This is a genomic window from Marinagarivorans algicola, from assembly GCF_001292705.1.
Taxonomy (GTDB): Bacteria; Pseudomonadota; Gammaproteobacteria; order Pseudomonadales; family Cellvibrionaceae; genus Marinagarivorans; species Marinagarivorans algicola.
On record NZ_LGAK01000026.1, the window covers coordinates 46,770 to 67,058 of the forward strand.

Here is a 20,289-nt window from a genome sequence, read left to right on the forward strand (position 1 = left end):
AAAAGCGGCCTTAAAAAGCCGCTTTAAAAGCCAACTGCCAGTTTCTGCTGTCTTCATGATAGGCTGGGTTTAACGTGTAGGCCTTATCAAAGGCATTACCGACCTTTGCTTGCACCGACCATACATTGCTCACTTGGTAAGCGGCTGTAACATTTAAAATACCGTAACCCGCACTATAACCACTCGAGTCAACATCGGTAGAAACTTTGCGGCCCGATTGTATCTTAGATTGCAAACCCAAAGAGACTGGCCCTAAGGTTTTGAGCCAGCTCATGCGCAGCGTTTTTTTGGCGTGATTTTCTAGTGGCTTTTCTTGTGTGGTGGTATCTAAGGCCTCTAAATAATCGGTCGCTAACGTTAAGTGGCCTAAAAACCCGAGTTCAACATCCAGTGTTAATTCGACACCTTCAAAGCTTGCTTGACCGATATTAATCGGCGCCCATGTAGTATCGGCTTGCGGCACCCACTCAATCAGGTTAGTCACATCCCGGGCATAAGCGGCCAAAGCGAAAGAGGCACTCGATAAAGCCAATTTATAACCAACTTCAATACTTTCAGAGGCTTCGGGCTCTAAATCAGGGTTGCCACCATACGGGTAAAAAGCATCATTAAAGGTAGGCGTGCGAAACCCTTCGGCATAACGACTATAAAGTGTATGGCCACCACCAAACTCAAAAGAAACGGCTGCGTTAGGTGTGCTTTCCTGCCCTAGCTCACCCACATCATCACGCCTAACACCCAAAGCATAACCAAAACGAGCGATACTACCGGTTAGCTGAATAAAACCGGCTTGCGACTGACGACGCGAGATGGGCTCACCGTTTTTATCGATATAATTACCCGAACCTGAAACTGTCGAGATAACATTGTCATAACCCACCACCACCGTCTGGCCATAAGCATTGAATTCGTTCAACCACGATACCGTTTGATTAGTGGTTTTAAATTCACTCGGGAAAGGCGTGAGCGCGGGGTTATCTTCTTTAACATTGTTTTCATCTGTCGAGCGGCCAATCATAAAATCGGTGGTATAAAATGCATTCACCCGCTGAGTGACCGCTAGCTGATGGACCGACAATTTTTGATCAGAATAAGGTAAAGACTCGACATTAAAACCGCTATCGTACTCCGACTCACCACTATTGGTGAGGCTTAACACCTTGATTTCAGAATCTTCATTAGGTTTATAGTTTAAGCTAATCACACCACCTAAGCGTTCGTAGCCATCATCGTCAGCAATATTGTCAAGGGTGTTGCTACTAATAATGCTATTAATGCCTTCTGATCTTTCACGCACCACGGCAACCGCAGTATCTAATGCTTGGCCATTCACATTGCCCACAATCGCGGCGCGATGATAATTGTGACTGCCGTATTCCACGCCGGCACGCACGCCGGTCTTAGTGCCCGCATCAGCGTGTGTTGATATATTAAACACACCGCCTATTGCATCACTGCCATACAATGAAGACGCTGAACCGCGTAATAATTCGACTTTAGCCACTAGCTCAGGCGGAATCAGTGAATAGTTTGCCACCCCTAAGGTCGCGCTCGAAATGCGCATACCATTAACAAGCATTAACGTTTGAGCAGAGCTCGCGCCTCGCACTTGAACGCTCGCGGTAGAGCCCCGACTACCTGTACGCAGTACATCAACACCCGCTTGCAGCTCAAACATATCATTGAGGTCATAGGGCTGAATATTAAAAATATCTTGCTCGGTAATAATCGATGCCGAACCCATAACATCATTAATGGATTGCTCAGCGCGCGCAGCAGTAACAAAAATTTCTTCTGTGGGCGCCGCTTGAGAGGTCGCGTCATTTTCTGATTCAGCAGCATATGCAGCGGTATGACTCATCGCTACAGCAGCTATTAAGACCCCAAGGGTCGATTTTTTGTGATTTAAAAGGATCATAGCGTTCTCTAAAAACAGATGAGACTATGATGCTACAGGCAGGAATAGCCGAACGGGCGCAAATGATACGCAGGAACTGCTGATGTCGCCCACCGCAACATCGAGAAACGTTTTTAGGCCGGTATCCGGGCTTATGGTTTATGCAGTGACCTGCACAGCTTGCTTTGCCTTCCCATGTTTTAATTAACCCTTAAGGCTAAAAAAACACAGTGGCTCATAAAGCAATTCAACCCATTACCGTTGCGGGGGCAGCGCAGGACTCTCACCTGCTTCCCGTTTAACATCAAACGAGGCACCTAAAAACAGGCGCGCAGCATACTGGCGACAAGCACTCGGCGCAAGAGCTTTCCCATAATATCTAGGCAGTAAAAAATTCAAGCACAAAAAAACCCGCTCACCTTACGGTAAGCGGGTTTTAGAAAGCTAAGTGCCGTGAAACTTACTTATCTTGGCTTTCGATTTGCGCTTTAATCAAGTCGCCAATGGTTGTGGCACCAGAAACAGCCGCATCAGGGGCTTGCTTATTGTGCTCTTTAACCGCTTGCTTCTCATCAGCCACATCTTTTGCTTTAACAGAAAGAACGATAACGCGATTCTTGCGATCAACATTAGTGATCTTCGCTTCAACTTCGTCACCTTCTTTCAAGGCATTACGTGCATCTTCGATCTTATCACGGCTGATGTCAGACGCTTTTAAAGTCGCTTCAACATCGTCGGCTAAAGTAATGATAGCCGCTTTGGCATCAACTTCTTTAACAGTACCGGTAACAATAGTACCTTTGTCGTTCTCAGCAACATAAGCACTAAACGGATCTTCGTCTAATTGCTTAATACCTAAAGAAATACGCTCACGCTCAGGGTCTATGGCCAATACAACAGTCTCGAGCTCATCGCCTTTCTTGAACTTACGAACGGCTTCTTCGCCAGTCTCGTTCCAAGAAATATCCGATAAATGAACCAAACCATCAATGCCGCCATCCAAGCCGATGAAGATACCAAAGTCAGTGATAGATTTGATCTTACCGCTGATTTTATCGCCTTTAGCGAATTGGTTAGAGAAAGCATCCCATGGGTTTTCTTGACATTGCTTAATGCCTAAAGAAATACGACGACGCTCTTCGTCGATATCCAAGATCATCACTTCAACTTCGTCGCCTAACTGCACAACTTTAGAGGGGTGAATGTTCTTGTTGGTCCAATCCATTTCTGAAACGTGAACCAAACCTTCAACACCGGTTTCGATCTCAGCAAAACAACCGTAGTCGGTAAGATTAGTAATCTTCGCTTTAACTTTGGCGCCTTCTGGGTAACGACCTGTGATGTCGGCCCATGGATCTTCACCCAATTGCTTAAGACCAAGAGAAACACGATTGCGCTCGCGATCAAACTTAAGAACTTTAACGTCGATTTCATCACCAACATTAACGATCTCAGAAGGATGCTTAATACGCTTCCACGCCATATCCGTGATATGCAACAAGCCATCTACGCCGCCCAAGTCAACGAAAGCACCGTAATCGGTAAGGTTTTTAACAATACCTTTAACAGATTGGCCTTCTTGAAGGGTGGCTAACAACTGCTCACGCTCGTGAGAGTTGGCTTGCTCCATAACAGCACGACGAGAAACAACAACGTTGTTGCGCTTCTGATCTAACTTGATAACTTTAAATTCAAGCTCTTTGCCTTCGAGGTGCGTGGTCTCACGTACTGGACGAACGTCAACCAAAGAACCCGGCAAAAATGCACGAATACCAGCAACGTCAACGGTGAAGCCACCCTTAACCTTACCGTTAATAATACCTGTAACCACTTCTTCAGCTGTATGTGCACTTTCAAGTACTTTCCAGCTTTCTGCGCGCTTGGCTTTTTCACGTGAGAGACGCGTCTCGCCGAAACCATCTTCTACGCTTTCTAAGGCAACTTGTACTTCATCACCCAATTCTAAAGTCAGCTTACCGTCGTCATTGTAAAACTGCTCTGCGGGAATAACACCCTCAGATTTAAGACCTGCGTGAACAGTCACCCAGTCTTGGTCAATGTCGATAACAACACCCGTTACAATTGAACCGGGAACCATATCTACGGTTAATAAACTTTCTTCAAAGAGTTCTGCAAAGCTTTCGCTCATTGCGATACCTGTCATGTTTTTGCGTGACTCAGCATAAAAAAAGGATTAAGCCTAAGTTAATGCATTTTTGTCACTCACCGTGTTCCAGCTACACGGGTCTATGAATAAGCTTCATAATGGCAGCGGATGCTGGTGGGTCTGCCATGTATGAAATATTGAATATTTAAATACCCTTCACCTAAGAGAAGGCGCGCGGAATTTACCAAAAAAACCCCATAATTGCAAGGCTGACCCTCAAAAAAACGTGCTACTCGTTCGATATTCCATGCGGCACATGGCCTGCGGTCACATGCTCGGCCGCCGAATCACAATGACTGCGCTGATCATCAAAAAACACATCCGCACCATAAGCCTTTAAAAACATCCCCTTATCTAGTCCGCCTAAAAATAGTGACTCATCAATTCTCACCCCCCAATCTCGCAGCGTTAAAATAACTCGCTCATGAGCAGGCGCCGAACGCGCCGTGACTAAGGCAGTTCTAATCGGGCAGTCAGACTCCGAAAACTCCTGCTGAATAGCTTGCAAAGAGGCTAAAAAAGACCTAAATGGCCCTCCCGTTAAAGGGGTTTTAGCCGATGCTTTTTCGCTGCGCGCAAATGCCTCCAGTCCTTGCGCTTGATAAATACGCTCAGCTTCATCACTAAACAATACGGCATCCCCGTCAAATGCGAAACGCAGCTGCGCTTGTGACTCAGAAGTAGCGCCCGCAGACAGCAGCGTCGCCGCCGCTATTCCATGCTCGAGCGCACGGCCTACATCATCAGCATCCGCCGACAAAAACAATTGACTATTAAAAGGCTTAATATAGCGGAAAGGACTTTCTCCTCCTGTAAATGCCGCCCTCACAATATTCAAGCCATAATGATGTATAGAATTAAATACCCGCAGCCCTGTATCGGCACTGTTACGCGACAATAAAATCACCTCAACACATTCACGCCCTAGCAATTTATTGATCGCCAATAACTTATTCACCATGGCAAACGCCTGACCGGGTTTTAGCACGTCATTTTCATGCTGAATTTGATACTGCGAATACGCCTCTAGGCCCTGGCGCTCAAACACTTCATGACTATCACTTAAGTCGAATAATGCTCTTGAACTAATCGCAACCACGAGCTTTTTCGTCGCCTGCACTTGACTCACCCCATCCCCCCTCACCTTTGGCACCTTGGCTATTACGCACAATTGACCGAGTATAGCCTTAGGCATACCCTCACGCACGTCAACAACCATCATGTACGCGCACAAAAAAACCCGCAACAGCGGGTTTTTTTGTGCGCGTACATCACTTATCCTGAGAGTATGGCATCTGACGAGTCGCTACTCTAGCCACTCGTGGCTAGAGTGATTTCATCGTGCCTTTGGGCAAGACTGCATGTACAGCTGATTTTTGAAAGCGCAACTTAACGCCCTCACCCGTATCAACAGCCACGTAAGCATCATCGACCTCAACAACCTTACCGAGCATACCACTGGTAAGCACCACCTCGTCACCCTTAGCGATTGCACTCACAAGCGCCTCATGCTCTTTTTGACGCTTGCGCTGCGGACGAATCATCATAAAATACATTAATACAACCAAACCCACCAACATCAATAGCGAGAACATATCTCCGCCACCCTGCGGTGCACCTTGCGCGGTTTGAGCTACGGCTTCTGAAACTAGAAAAGACATTTTTGCGCCCCTTTTATATTAAACGGCAGTTAAAAAAGGCACAACTCTACAGAGTTTGCTATTAAGCATCAACACAAACTCTTCACCACAAAAGCAAAAAGCCCTCGAGGCGGGCTTTTGTTGACAGTCAATAGCCGCGATTATACGTAATCGCGGAATAATTTACGGAAAGTACTCGGGGATAGACCTGTCCACCGCTTAAAGGCATTAGTAAAGCTTGTACGATCAGAAAAATCGAGCGCCACCGAAATACCGTCAATACTCATATGCTGCTTAACCAAGTAGTCAACGGCATAATGAAAGCGCACCTGATCACGTAAATCAGCAAAGCTAATATCTTGCTGCTGTAACCGACGCTGCAAAGTGCGCTTAGATAAATTGAGTTCTTCAGCAACATCACCAATCCCGAGTGGCGCTTGAGCGATGCGCTTGCGCAACACTTCAACAACACGCGAAGGAATACCGTACACTTCAGGCAATCGCGACTGCTCTAAATACTCATCAAGCGTCTTGACAGAACCTAACGCGAACATTGCTTGATCGGTCATTTTGCGCTGAGATTGCGATTTATGTAAATCATTCATGCAGGCGACTCCTTCTGCCAGTAACTCAAGTGACTCAATGTCGGAAGATTGTAACTCTTTTGTCAAGTAGGATGAAGCGAAAAACACGACCGCGCAAGTCTCGCCTTTAGCCGTATACAGTGGCGCACCCACGTAACTATTGACGATATGACCATTGTACGTACATACAGGCACAGAGGATGGCGTAGGTATCACTCGCGCACTTACCTTGGGCTCTTCGTCTTCAAAGATTTCAGCGGCAAATGTATTCTCTATAGTGAGGTGCTGACCAACATAAAAGCTATCGGCATTATCACCTACCGCCATGACCTCAGCGACTTGGCCCGATAACGGCCTAAGCAACAAGCCATAATCCATACCAAACATGGCACAACCTAAATTCAAGTAGTGCATAACGCCCGAAGTACGCTCATCGCTGTGATTTGAGCGCACGAGCACCTTAAATAAAGCTTTTAAGCGTGATTCGGAGTCATTAAAGGTTAAACCAGACAAATCAGGTGTGAAGCCTGAGGCTGGCATAGAGTGAGTATGTATATGAGCATGAAGTTTCAAAGTTCCACCACCTGTAAGCATTAATCAAATTTAAAAATCAATCTAAAGTATCAATTTTCGACATGGCGAATTATGCGCCATATAAACAAAGGGACTAGAACGACTCGCGCCAAAATACGGCCTTTAGCGCCATTAATTGATATGTTACATGCCGACCATTTAGTTAACAAGTAAATGGATAACCCCAAAACAGAGTTGTTATTGGCAGAAATACACATACATACTCTTGAAAATACACTGGCGTCAAAAAACAAGTAAAGTAGTCCATACGCCAAATCTAATGAATAAAACCCATCAACACAAAGGTTTTTTTAATACAAACGTTTTATATTTAGATTTTGTGACGCGATATTGAGCGCCGCAACCCTGCTTAACAATAAGCATAATAGCGCCAAAAAAAACCCTTTGATGCCTTAATGGCCGCATTAATACGCAGCTTTTTGATTTGCAGCAAGCCGCTCACAATCAACAATTTACTTAAGCCTTAAAAAAATTTAAAAAAAAAGTAAAAACCTTTACCCAAAAGCTAATCAAAAAGCAAAAAAATAGCCCCTTCGCAGGAGCTATTACATCTAGACAACATTAACTACACGACCTTGGCTAGGCGGCTAAAACACAATGCACGATTCAACTGCCACTTTCAGCAATCAATGCAAGCACATCATCATGATGCGATTTTGTTTTAACTTTAGGCATAATATGCGCCAAGCGCCCCTGCTCATCAATGATAAAGGTTACTCGGTGAATACCCATAAATTCACGCCCCATAAACTTCTTCAGACCCCACACACCGTACTTGTCAGCAACGGCATGATCCTCATCACTTAACAAATCAAAGTTGAGCTCATGCTTGTCTTCAAACTTTTTTAAGCGCTCATAAGGGTCTGGACTGACGCCTAAGACCACCACATTAGCCGCTTCGTATTCGGCTTTTGTATCGCGCAGACCACAGGCTTGGGTTGTACAGCCTGGCGTCATCGCTTTGGGGTAAAAATATAACACCACCTTTTTACCTTTAAGGTCAGCCAGCTTAACGTACTCGCCTTGCTGATTTTTTAAACTAAAAGCCGGGGCTTTATTACCAATTTTTGGGAATTCCATTGCAGCTCCACTGTATTTTGGATCATCACGTTGAACAAATAACAGGTATAAAAAAACCGCAACTCAGTGCGGTTTTTAAAACTCAGCTCAAACACTTACGCTTAAGCAGGCAACAAAGATTTAACCGCGTTGCGCTCTTCTTTTAATTCGTCTTCGGTAGCTTTCATGCGCGCTTTAGAAAACTCATTAATCTCTAAACCTTGCACGATTTGCCAATCGCCGTCTTTACAGGTACAAGGGAAAGAGTAAATTAAACCCTCTTCAATACCGTAACTGCCGTCTGAATAAACACCCATGCTAACCCAGTCACCCTCAGGGGTACCTAGAGCCCAGTCACGGATATGGAAGATCGCTGCATTGGCCGCAGAAGCTGCAGAAGACGCGCCGCGGGCCTTAATGATCGCTGCACCACGCTGTTGAACTTCGGGGATAAAAGTCTCTTCATACCAAGCTGTATCCACTTTATCAATCGCTGCATCACTGCCCACCAATGCGGTGTGCAAATCAGGATATTGCGTAGAAGAATGGTTGCCCCAGATCGTCATCTTGGTAATATCGTTAATCGATGCACCCACTTTTTGGCCCAGCTGGGTCATAGCGCGGTTATGATCTAGGCGCATCATGGCGGTAAATTGACGGGGGTCGATATCAGGCGCGTTACGCTGTGCAATTAAGGCATTGGTATTGGCAGGATTACCAACAACCAACACTTTAATGTCGCGTGAAGCATGGTCATTAATGGCCTTACCTTGAACAGAGAAGATAGCGGCATTCGCTTCTAATAAGTCTTTACGCTCCATGCCTGGGCCACGCGGACGCGCACCAACAAGTAAAGCATAATCGGCGTCTTTAAACGCAACATTAGGGTCATCGGTAGTCACCATGCCCGCCAATAAAGGAAATGCGCAATCATCAAGCTCCATAGCCACGCCTTGCAGCGCGCCCAAAGCAGGCGTGATTTCTAGCATTTGTAGAATAATAGGCTGGTCTTTACCCAGCATCTCGCCAGCGGCAATACGAAACAACAAGGAATAGCTGATTTGGCCTGCAGCGCCGGTGACGGCAACACGAACGGGTGCTTTCACAATTAATCTCCGTTTGGGATAAAAAACTTCTAAATTCGACACAGTCAATACAACTGAGCAACCCTTTAGAAGAGGGGTTTTCGGGCAACATTATAGAGCATGCCCTTAAAATGTCATTAGGTGTTACAGTAAGTGCCTAGCCTAGGCGTATTTTGGCGTTCATTGCCATTAATGAACGCCTGTTATTACGTATTTTGAAGAAAAACCCTTGGGCTAACCTTGGAGGTAGCGTACTTTTAACGCCTCATAAACATCTGTTTGAAAAGTATCACTCGAGGCATTAAGTTCAAGCAACACTTCAACTAAGTGCTCGTTATCCTCTCGGCCCAACCAACGCTTGCGATAAGTGCCGTCTTTATAGCCATGATCTTGGCGAAAAAAATTCAACACATTTTTACCCACATACTGCACATAAAGCTGCTCAAAGCTTAAACCAGCAACTGCCATCACACGGCAAAAACCTTCCACATCAAAGGCCTTATCACTCAGCACTTTTGCGACAAAGGCTTCAAGTGCTGTTTTAAAGTCACCTGCAGCGCTAGCGTGCGCAGCAATACTCTGACTTAACGTTTGTGCAATCGCGTGAGCCTCCTTGTTGTTTTGCAGCAAGTCGCTGAGACCAAAGTGCCAAATATCCACCAACTCCAAAATCACCTGCTCCATATCGGGTGATTGCTTTTTCCACCACTTCCAACCGTAATGATCTAGCATCTCGGCACACTCAACCCAAATAGCGCGGTACCACGGGTAACCCTCGTCACGCCACTGGGCTGTTACTCGTGCATTCATGGCATCTTGCATTTCTAACATTTTTAATAATTGCTGCTGCATACTTTTCTCACTTAAACATTACTGTTTTATTGGCAACAGCACTTCAAACGTCACCGTTGCCAACCTATGACTACTCTGAGGCGCATCGCTATTTTCACTCTGCGCATAAGGCTCGCTAAAGGCGCGGATACTGCCCTGATGGAACGCACAAATCAAGCGGGCGACATACAAGCCCAACCCTAAATGCAACGGCTTGACTGCTTCGCTCTCACTGTGCGACTCACTCGCGTGTGTGCTTGGCGTCGGCGCTCTCACCGACACCATCGAGTCAAAAACCTGCTGCTCCATACCCTTTGGCAAAGCCGGCCCAATATTTCGGATCGATACCCGGATACACTCACCCCCTTGGTGCGCATCAAATATTCGCGTGCACTCAAAATGAATAGGCGTCTTATCAGCGGCAAATTGGCAGGCGTTTTCAATTAACTTATCAAACATTTGTACCAACAGCTCGGGCGCACCCTCAAGAGGCCAGGGCCCCGATTGCGCCGTACTGGCCTCATCAGAAATATGCGCCACAATCGTTTGCGGGGCATACACCTCTTGGTAAGCCGCCACAATATCACCGAGCAATGCCCGCATATCAACGCGCTCACACTCAACAGCCTCTAAGCTTTGCTCTAGGGCATTCGCAGCACTCATGGCGTTTAATGTACGTGATAACCGCTTAGCCCCCTCGCCAGCTCGCTTGACATATTGAGCTTGACCGTCATCGAGCCCTTGCGCACAAAGGTTATCCAATGAGCTTTGAATTACCGCTATTGGCGTCCTTAATTCGTGCGATAACTTAGCGGCCAAGTTGCGTAAGTACGCTTGCTGACGACTTAAACGCATCAACAACACTGACAAGCTTCGTGACAGCTGGCCAATTTCATCGGGGCTTTTACTGGCTTTAAAATTTTGTGCAATCAAGTGCATACTCAATTCACCTTGCTCACCTAGCGTACGCCGAGCACTCGCAGCTAAACGCCGAATACGCCATGAATGCAAGCTCGCAAAGCCCACCAAAACCAATACAACGACAATAGCGAAGGCCACACACAACAACACAAACTCACTGTACACTTGCGCGAGTAGGCTATCAAAACGCGACTCTTGCCTATCCATAATCAGCCAACCTAGCGGCTGATTATGGGCATCAAGCCCTAACGGGATAGTCACGCGTGCAACCGGTGCAATGCGATTAAACAACCACTGCTGCTCTTTTTGCTCTGCGAGCATTGGCACGTTGGGCTTGTGGTAAGGTTGTGCCGGTTTATTAAAAAAATACACATACCAACGCATCAGCCACGAGTGCCCGACCCCTAAGCTAGGCAGTCCATACCCTAGCGCCAGAGCCCCCACTTCGACGAAGGGATAGCCACGTGCATCAAACAGCATTAAGCGCTGCTCTGGGCCCAACAAGGGCGCAATATGACTGACATAGGCGTGCTCATAAAAAGCCCAGTGCATCGGCTGATTGTTAACCGAAGCAAACAGCGCATACCCCAACTGCGCACTCGCAAACGACAACGAAAAAGCCTTATTTTGCAATCTTGCAGGCAACTGCCATTCAATAGTAATAGCCCCGCTACTATCATCTATACGCCAAAAAGCCTCTGAGGCATAATCGCGCTGCCAACGCCCTTGAGCCGTCGTTTTGCGCTGCACAAAGCCACCACCAGAGCGTGCGGCCTGCAATTTAAACTGCTCATCATCAAACCGCAAAATAACGGCATCACTAGCCGCCTGTGGCTGATATAACACTGGGGAGAACCCGCTTAACCTAAAAGCCAAATACAGCGTATCGTCGGCGCCCTTTGCGCTTAACCACTGCGCCTGGACACCGGTGGGCAACGCAACAAAGCGTTGTGCTTGACACACCGTTAACGCACATTGGCCATTAAAAGCCGGCCATTCTGTCAAATAACCATCGACGAGCCTATCTGCGACCGCAGGCGGTGCAAACGTGGCGGGAAGCGCCTGATTTCGCACCTGTAGGCGCTGAATCAACACGGGGTTTTGCAACAATAACCTGCGCGTGTTTTCCGTAAGCTCCTGTAAATTGCTTAGCCGCATTTGGCGCAGGGTATGATCGACTTGCCCCATGTAGCGCAGCGCCAACCAAGGCAGTATCAATGTGAGCAAGCCTAATAAAAAAAGCTGCCGCTTAAGACTCATGAATTGCTGGGCAACCAGCGATAGCCTAGGCCATAAACCGTTTGGATAGCATCAAACGCGTCATCAGCTACTTTAAATTTTTTGCGGATACGCTTGATATGCGACGTAATGGTATTGTCATCAAGCACCACATTGGCCGCATCCATAAGCTGCTGACGAGTCTTGACATGACCAGGCTGAGAAGCCAACGCCAAAACAACCCAATACTCGGTAATGGTTAGCTCAATGGGGTGGCGTGCCCAATTGACATGCAAGGTTTGCGTATCAATCTGTAAAGAGCCGCATTCGAGCCACTGGCTTTTTTGTTGGGGGGCGCTCAGTGCATCTACCCGCCGAAACAACGCTGTAATACGCGCTAACATATGCACTTGACTAATATCTTTTGTTAAATAATCATCAGCCCCTAACCGCAAACCCAGTACACGCTCTAATTCGGTGTCCCGTGCCGTCAAAAAGATAATGGGCAGCACCGGCGCTTTAACCCGCAAATCGCGGCATAAATCAAAGCCGCCTTCGAGCTCATCACCCAAACCCACATCAATAATGGCTAAATCTGGCAGGCGCACGGTAAACGCTGTCATTGCCTCAGGCCGAGAGCGGTAATGACTCACATCATAGCCTTGGCGGCTCAAGGCATCGCAGTAATTTTGCGCTATAGCGATCTCATCTTCGACAATGGCAATACGTTTGGGCATACATACTCTGCATTTATATAAAACTGACAGTATATTATCGTCAGTCTTGATGGTATCCAGCGCTCAATACATAAAAGCTAGCAGCGAGATATCCTCGGTGCTAGCTTTTAGACGCTCTGATGAAGGCGTTAGCTTACAGTATTACGCACACTTAATGAGCACGTGACTCCAACACTTGAACCGCCGGCAGTTTTTTACCTTCAACGTACTCTAAAAACGCACCACCACCGGTTGAAATATAAGAAATGCTATCGGCTAAGCCAAACTTATCAATGGCCGCGAGCGTATCACCGCCGCCAGCAAGAGAAAATGCTTCACTGTCAGCAATCGCGCGTGCCACCACTTCAGTGCCTTTAGCAAACGCATCAAACTCAAAGACGCCACACGGGCCATTCCAAATCACTGTTTTGGCATTTTTGATGATTTCAGCAACGCGCTCAGCAGTGACTGGGCCGTAATCGATGATATCTTCGTCAGCTTGCACATCCGTGGCATTGCGCACTTCAACTTTAGAATCGTGCTTCCAGTCACTAAAGCTATCTTTGGTTATGCGTACATCAGTGGCATAAATCACCTCTGTTTGCTTGCATAAGCGCTGCGCTTCGGGAATAAGATCTTTTTCGTAAAGCGAGTTACCCACTTCATTACCGGCCGCTGCAACAAATGTATTCGAAATACCGCCCCCCACCACTAAAGTGTCTGCCACTTTCGATAATGCATCCAGTACCGTAAGCTTAGTCGACACTTTAGAGCCGCCCACAATAGCGACAACAGGGTGGGCAGGGTTAGCCATCGCCTTTTCTAACGCATTAAGTTCGGCAGATAATAGCGGGCCAGCACATGCGATTGGCGCAAAGCGCGCCACACCATGAGTCGATGCTTGTGCTCGATGCGCTGTACCAAAGGCATCCATCACATAAATATCGCATAAGTTAGCATAGGCCTTGGACAAGCCCTCATCGTCATTTTGCTCGCCTAAGTTAAAACGTACGTTCTCTAACAAAATGAGCTGTCCTTCAGCAATACTCACACCACTCTTCCAGTCGCGTACAACCGGTACTTTTTGCCCCAACAGCTTGCCTAAATGCTCGGCAACGGGCTTAATCGAGTAACGCTCTTCGTATTCGCCTTCTGTTGGGCGGCCTAAGTGGCTCATGACAATCACTTTGGCGCCAGCATCCAATGCTAGTTTAATAGAAGGCAATGCGGCGCGAATACGCGCATCAGAGGTAATTTCCCCGTCCATCAATGGTACATTTAAGTCTTGGCGAATTAAAATGCGCTTACCCTTGAGGTCCAGATTAGCCATTAATTTGATCGTCATAAGAATTCTCCCAAAAACCGGCAATGCCGGCAAAAATTAAAGTCACTGCAACACACAATAGCACTTAACACATATTATTAAAATACAGAACACAGGCAGTTTTTAACAGCAAAATAAAGGCACGCGGGTAGATCAAACAGGGGGTGAAAATAAAATGCCGCTGAGTAAAAAGGCGCCCTAAGGCGCCTTTTGATTTTATTTAATCTAACAGCTCAAGAGTCGTATTCACAACATTTTCAACGGTAAAACCAAAGTGCTCAAGCAACACATTACCTGGTGCAGACTCACCAAACGTGCTCATGCCCACAACAGCACCTTCTAGACCCACATATTTTGCCCAGTAATCCACATGCGCAGCTTCAATAGCCACACGCGCCGTTACCTCAATAGGCAATACCGACTGCTGGTATTGTGCATCTTGAGCATCAAAAACATTCGTACATGGCATAGATACAACGCGTATTTTTTTGCCTTTTGCGGTTAATTCAGTAGCCGATTTCATGGCCAAACCCACCTCGGAGCCGGTCGAAATCAAAATCGCATCAGGTGTACCTTCACAATCGCTCAAGATATACCCCCCTTTAGCTACATTGGCTAACTGCTCGTCATTGCGCGCTTGGGCCGTTAAACCTTGGCGGCTAAAGACAAGTGCTGAAGGGCCTGTTTGGTATTGAATCGCCGACTTCCAAGCCACCGCCGTTTCGGCAGCATCGCACGGACGCCAAGTGTTTAACTTAGGGGTCATACGCAAATTAGCCAGCTGCTCAATCGGCTGATGCGTGGGGCCATCTTCACCTTGACCAATAGAGTCATGGGTGTAAACAAAAATGTTTTGCGCGCCCATCAATGAAGACATACGCACCGCATTCCGTGCATACTCCATAAACATTAAGAAGGTAGCGCCATAATTAATAAAGCCACCATGCAACGAAATACCATTCATTAATGCGCTCATACCAAATTCACGCACGCCGTAAAATAGGTAATTTCCACTGGCATCTTCTTTAGTGATACCTTTGGAACCACTCCACAATGTAAGGTTGGAACCGGCTAAATCAGCAGAACCGCCTAACAGTTCAGGCAACATAGCACCGTACGCGGCAATCGAGTTTTGCGACGCTTTACGACTGGCGATATTCTCGCTTTTTTCTTGGCTTTCTTTAATCCAAGCGGCAGCTCTTTGTTCAAAATCAGCCGGTAAATCACCCTTGATTACACGGCGTTCGTACTCACTAGCCAGCTCTGGATAGGCCGCTTGATAGGCCGAAAATTTGTCGTCCCAAGCGCTTTGCGCTGCTTTACCCGCTTCTTTGCAATCCCAGCCACTATAGACATCAGCAGGAATCTCAAAAGGTGCGTGTGGCCAATTAAGGAATTCGCGCGCAGCCGCGATCTCTTCATCACCTAACGGGGCACCGTGACAGTCGTGGCTACCCGACTTATTTGGTGAGCCAAAACCAATAATGGTTTTAGTGCAAATCAATGTAGGCTTATTGGTTTCGGCTTTTGCCGCAGCAATCGCAGCAGCAATCGCTTCAGGGTCATGGCCATCAACCGCAGGAATAACATGCCAGCCGTACGCTTCAAAACGCGCCGGCGTATTATCGGTAAACCAGCCTTCAACATGGCCATCAATAGAGATGCCGTTATCATCCCAAAAAGCCACTAACTTGCCTAAACCTAAGGTACCCGCCAAAGAGCAGGCTTCATGAGAAATGCCTTCCATTAGGCACCCATCCCCCATAAATGCATAGGTGTGGTGATCCACAATATCGTGACCTTCGCGGTTAAACTGTGCCGCCAACGTTTTCTCGGCGATCGCCATACCCACAGCGTTAGCAATACCTTGACCCAATGGACCAGTGGTGGTCTCTACGCCAACGGTATAACCATATTCGGGATGGCCTGGGGTTTTTGAATGCAACTGGCGAAATTGCTTAAGCTCTTCGATCGGCAAATCATAACCGGTCAAGTGTAATAATGAGTAAATCAACATGGAGCCGTGGCCATTTGATAACACAAAGCGATCGCGATCAGTCCAAGAAGGATTGGTAGGGCTATGCTTTAGAAAGTCACACCATAAAACTTGTGCGATATCGGCCATACCCATTGGCGCACCGGGGTGACCGCTTTTAGCTTTTTGAACAGCATCCATACTTAACGCACGGATAGCATTGGCGAGGTCTTTTTTAGATGGCATTAAAGCGCTCCTAGATAGTTGTTTGATTTTTAACAAAGCAATTACGGCGCAGCCGCACCGCTCATCTGCATAAGCTGTCGATTCACCTGTAAACGAAAAGCATCAATCGCTTGTATCGCCTCTTCGTTACTCGTAATTCGACGGTTTAGATCGGATTTTAGCGCTTCTATATCGGCCACCAGCGCTTGACCTTTACTTAAAGCGCCTTGCTGTGACTCTTGTACTTCTGCTAATACCGCTAACTCACCTTGCAGCGCTGACAAAGAGGCTTGCAATGCTGCATTATTTTTTTTCTGAGTCGCTTTTAAGCTAGCTATTGATTTTTCTGCAGCGGCGACTTTTGTTTTGTTTTGCGCAATACTCTTGCGGTTGCGATCATGAGCTACGCCCCATAATTTACGTATTTCAGCGCTGTTTTCTTGCGTACTGGCATCTAGCGCTTTCACGCCGGCAGCAAGTCCTGCCAAACTTTGCGATGATTCATCACCGGTTGCGGTCAATTGCTGCTCTAATTGCACAATCCGCACATTGGCATTTTGTACCTTGGCCAACAAGCTTTCACTGGTGTGTATCTGAGTAGATAACTGCCAAAACAATAATCCCGAAACCCCCAAAGCAACCACCGAGGCCACTAAAGCCAAAGGCGCAAGGGGTGACTTCACCTCAACCACACGCTGACTCACTGGTGTCGGTCGCCTAGTCGTTGCTTTGGACGAGGTATTGCGATTATGAGCTGAGCCAGTATTCATATTAGGCTCGTCTAAAACAGCCGAATTGGCTAGAGGGCTAGATAATGTAGGTTCACGACGTTCAGCCATAAGCTCTCTGAGTCCTTAATACTATAAGACGGAAATGACACCCAGTATACAAAAAAAAGGAGGCGAAAGCCTCCTTTTAAATTGCGGTAACCAGCATGCTACGCTTACGCGAAGTTTTGGTTAGCAAAATCCCAGTTCACAAGCGCCCAAAAAGCGTCCATGTAAGTTGGGCGTGCATTGCGGTAGTCAATGTAGTAAGCATGTTCCCATAAATCAACCGTTAATAGCGGCGTGACGCCCTCATCGGTCAACGGTGTAGCAGCATTACTGGTGTTAACAATAGCTAACGACCCATCAGTTTTTTTAACCAACCACGTCCAAGAAGACCCAAAATTGTTAATGGCTGATTGTGTAAATTGCTCTTTAAACGCATCAAAGGAGCCAAATGCCGACACAATAGCGTCGCCTAATGCACCTGTTGCCACGCCGCCGCCATTAGGGCTTAAGCAATTCCAGTAAAAGGTGTGATTCCAAATTTGTGCTGCATTATTAAAAACACCGCCCGAAGAGGTTTTAACCACTTCTTCTAATGTTTTACCTTCAAATTCAGTACCAGGGAGCAAACCGTTCAATTTAGTCACATAGGTTTGGTGATGCTTGCCATAGTGAAACTCAAGGGTTTCTTCTGAAATATGAGGAACCAATGCGTCTTTTGCGTAAGGCAAAGCCGGTAATTCAATCGCCATGATGTTTGTCCTATAACTATTAATAAAAAAACAAAGTGAATAAAAACGGTAATACATGCGCTTGCATGCTTGATAGCAGCATTTGTACGTAGCTCAATAGAAAACAGGTTAAACCTTAACAAACTCAAGGCCTGAACGCCCACTTGGTTACGTATTGTAAGCTGCTTCAATGACACGCACACTACCAGATCCGCCCAACTGCCGCTAGAGTCTCGCTAAAATTCTATTGATTCTCATCGGTGCAATGATTTACCCGCACAATTGTCTTGGATTATCAGCAAAGAGTATTTCAGCTCTCAAGTGATAAACGCGCACTGAATATGCACTCAGTAATATCCAGCCCTAGCCCATACAACGCCTTTGGTGCACAACCTGACACCATCAATCAAAAATCTTCGTCATTGAGTACCAATAACCCTAGCGATACACGAGGTGCAATCCTATTAATCAAAAGATTGGCCTATCCTCTACCCATAACCTACCAAACACCGCAGCTTCTGCTAGCTTTAGAGGATACATTAATAATAATGCCCCCAACCCATTGGCCATGGATAGTGATAGGTAAAGCTCTCACTACTGGATTGGTTGTGAAGTTATTTGGAGAAAATACCATGCAGCGTTTTTTTATGGTTAGCGCCGCTCATACTTTAGGGCCTCTCACAATAAAGGAGTTTTTATGAGAATACGATATTCTCTTCACAATAAACTAATGCTCACCATGACCTGCATTATGGTGCTGGTTGCAGGTGCAGCCTTAACATTGAATTATAGCGCCAATAAAAAGCAACTCGCGCACAGTTTTGAGCAAGATACCGCAACACTGGTACAGCTCACTCGCATTATTATTAGCGAAGCGATGTGGAATAAAGACTTAGAGTCACTAAAAACCCTCAGCAACTCATTAGTGGCAACCCACTGGATTGCAGCCATCACAATCCAGGATGAACACGGTGCAGTAGTCACTCAACTCGGCACGCACAATGCCGCTTCGGCTTTTAAACATAGCCAAGCTAGCTTACCCATTACACGCAACAATCGCGTCATCGGTCACATCCGTTTAACCTTCACAACACACAAAAATGCAGCACTGTTAAGTCGCCAAAGTCAACAAAATGCCGCTACCGCCTTCATCGTGCTGCTCTCTGCATTGGTGTCCTGCTTTTTGGTCTGTAGGCGCTTTATCACCAACCCTATTAACCACCTAGCCAAGGCATTTGATGACATTGCGAACGGCGGTGGTGAATTAAGCCGCCGGCTACCCACCAATAGCAACGACGAGATCGCTTTATTGTGTCATAACTTTAACCGCGTCATCGAACATATCTCAAGCATTATTGGCAACGTCAATACGGTCACACTACAGGTTGCAGACAGCGTTAAAACCATGGTCAATGCAGCAGGTAATACTTCACAGCACACCGATAATCAGCTGCGAGAAATAGAAATGGCTACCGCGGCTTTAACCGAGTTAGCGCAGTCAGCCGAGCAAGTCGCGCAATACGCCAAAAACGCAGCCGACAAAACCACACATACCGCCAAGTTAGCTGATGAGAGCTCTAATGTTGTTGAAACATCGCAAGCAACTACCGCAAACCTATCATCGCAAATTGAGTCAACCACTCAGAAGGTCGGTGTTTTAAGAAATAAAAGCGACAATATTGGCTCGGTCATGGCCGTGATACGCACAATTGCAGAGCAAACTAATTTACTCGCCTTAAATGCCGCCATTGAGGCTGCCCGTGCAGGTGAGCAGGGCCGTGGGTTTGCTGTTGTGGCCGATGAAGTGCGCTCACTCGCTCAAAAAACACAGTCATCAACTGAAGAAATAGAAAGTATTATCAATGAATTACAAAAAGCCTCTGACGAAGCGCACGAGTCTATGTATGCCTGCAAAAACTCTGTCGATGCAACGATCAACACAGCCTACAAAGTCAGTGAAAGCCTTAGCCTGATTCGCACCAACATTATCGATATTAATGCCATGAATCAACAAATCGCTAACGCCGCCCACGAGCAAAACACCACATCCCATGAAGTCAGTAAAAATGTGGCTTCTATCTACGACCTATCACATCAAGTCGCCGAAAACGCAAAAATCGTAACCACCTCAAGTAACGAGCTACAACAAGAAAGCGGTGAGCTTCACGGTCAATTATCGCAGTTTAAGTTATAACTCGACACTGCACCTGCCCCTCGTTTAATATTCAAAAGCCAATCAGCTTTGCACTATGGGTGTGGGATGCTATAGGTGTGAGATACTATGGGTGCGGGATGCTATCGATGTAGAATACTATAGATGTAGAATACTAAATGTACAGTCGGAAATACGAAATAAATAACAGACTCACAAATTAAGAAGCTCATACCTCACTATTTTTGTCAATAGGCGGCTAAGCGCTAAAATCCGATGTTGGACGCGCTATTTTAGCGTTATTTCACACGGTCGACATAAACGCTGTGTATCCTGTTGAAATACCCCTAACAACCCCCACAAAGTAGCCAATATCAGCTCATATTGGGCTTAAATA

General features: G+C 46.5%; 15 protein-coding genes and 1 riboswitch. Of the genes, 1 reads left to right on the top strand and 14 read right to left on the bottom strand.

What is annotated here, in order from left to right:
• Positions 1 to 10 precede the first annotated feature (10 nt).
• The 14 genes from AC438_RS10095 to AC438_RS10160 form a co-directional block, all read right to left on the bottom strand.
• Positions 11 to 1,918, bottom strand: a complete 1,908-nt coding sequence (locus AC438_RS10095) for a TonB-dependent receptor plug domain-containing protein (RefSeq protein WP_082354087.1) — start codon at positions 1,916 to 1,918, stop codon at positions 11 to 13.
• Between the two features lie 99 nt (positions 1,919 to 2,017).
• Positions 2,018 to 2,233, bottom strand: a riboswitch (cobalamin riboswitch).
• A 124-nt stretch (positions 2,234 to 2,357) separates the two neighbouring features.
• Complete coding sequence (gene rpsA / locus AC438_RS10100; RefSeq protein WP_053981161.1) at positions 2,358 to 4,046, bottom strand: 30S ribosomal protein S1; 1,689 nt, start codon at positions 4,044 to 4,046, stop codon at positions 2,358 to 2,360.
• 247 nt (positions 4,047 to 4,293) lie between these two features.
• Positions 4,294 to 5,286: a 5'-nucleotidase gene (locus AC438_RS10105; protein ID WP_238376364.1), complete on the bottom strand. Its 993-nt coding sequence runs from the start codon at positions 5,284 to 5,286 to the stop codon at positions 4,294 to 4,296.
• A gap of 103 nt (positions 5,287 to 5,389) precedes the next feature.
• Entirely contained in the window at positions 5,390 to 5,725 is a 336-nt protein-coding gene (yajC, locus tag AC438_RS10110; RefSeq protein WP_053981141.1) for a preprotein translocase subunit YajC, read from the bottom strand.
• Positions 5,726 to 5,865: 140 nt separating this feature from the next.
• On the bottom strand, positions 5,866 to 6,861 hold the full coding sequence (locus AC438_RS17210) for a helix-turn-helix domain-containing protein (protein WP_238376365.1): 996 nt from the start codon (positions 6,859 to 6,861) through the stop codon (positions 5,866 to 5,868).
• A 627-nt stretch (positions 6,862 to 7,488) separates the two neighbouring features.
• Complete coding sequence (gene bcp / locus AC438_RS10120) at positions 7,489 to 7,962, bottom strand: thioredoxin-dependent thiol peroxidase (protein WP_053981142.1); 474 nt, start codon at positions 7,960 to 7,962, stop codon at positions 7,489 to 7,491.
• A gap of 101 nt (positions 7,963 to 8,063) precedes the next feature.
• Positions 8,064 to 9,047, bottom strand: a complete 984-nt coding sequence (locus AC438_RS10125; RefSeq protein WP_053981143.1) for a malate dehydrogenase — start codon at positions 9,045 to 9,047, stop codon at positions 8,064 to 8,066.
• A gap of 213 nt (positions 9,048 to 9,260) precedes the next feature.
• Positions 9,261 to 9,878: a dUTP diphosphatase gene (locus tag AC438_RS10130; RefSeq protein ID WP_053981144.1), complete on the bottom strand. Its 618-nt coding sequence runs from the start codon at positions 9,876 to 9,878 to the stop codon at positions 9,261 to 9,263.
• Positions 9,879 to 9,896: 18 nt separating this feature from the next.
• Positions 9,897 to 12,038: a histidine kinase dimerization/phospho-acceptor domain-containing protein gene (locus AC438_RS10135; RefSeq protein ID WP_053981145.1), complete on the bottom strand. Its 2,142-nt coding sequence runs from the start codon at positions 12,036 to 12,038 to the stop codon at positions 9,897 to 9,899.
• Positions 12,035 to 12,733 (bottom strand): proteobacterial dedicated sortase system response regulator, encoded by a 699-nt coding sequence (gene pdsR, locus AC438_RS10140; RefSeq protein ID WP_053981146.1) that lies wholly within the window; start codon positions 12,731 to 12,733, stop codon positions 12,035 to 12,037. Before pdsR ends, AC438_RS10135 begins: the two co-directional genes overlap by 4 nt.
• Before the next feature lie 151 nt (positions 12,734 to 12,884).
• Positions 12,885 to 14,057, bottom strand: a complete 1,173-nt coding sequence (locus tag AC438_RS10145; RefSeq protein ID WP_053981147.1) for a phosphoglycerate kinase — start codon at positions 14,055 to 14,057, stop codon at positions 12,885 to 12,887.
• Between the two features lie 199 nt (positions 14,058 to 14,256).
• Entirely contained in the window at positions 14,257 to 16,284 is a 2,028-nt protein-coding gene (gene tkt / locus AC438_RS10150; RefSeq protein WP_274377612.1) for a transketolase, read from the bottom strand.
• A 14-nt stretch (positions 16,285 to 16,298) separates the two neighbouring features.
• Positions 16,299 to 17,075, bottom strand: a complete 777-nt coding sequence (locus AC438_RS10155) for a hypothetical protein (protein WP_053981149.1) — start codon at positions 17,073 to 17,075, stop codon at positions 16,299 to 16,301.
• Positions 17,076 to 17,179: 104 nt separating this feature from the next.
• Positions 17,180 to 17,761, bottom strand: a complete 582-nt coding sequence (locus AC438_RS10160) for a Fe-Mn family superoxide dismutase (protein WP_053981150.1) — start codon at positions 17,759 to 17,761, stop codon at positions 17,180 to 17,182.
• Positions 17,762 to 18,437: 676 nt separating this feature from the next.
• Between AC438_RS10160 and AC438_RS10170 the strand changes: the two genes are divergently transcribed.
• Entirely contained in the window at positions 18,438 to 19,934 is a 1,497-nt protein-coding gene (locus tag AC438_RS10170) for a methyl-accepting chemotaxis protein (RefSeq protein ID WP_082354088.1), read from the top strand.
• Positions 19,935 to 20,289 lie beyond the last annotated feature (355 nt).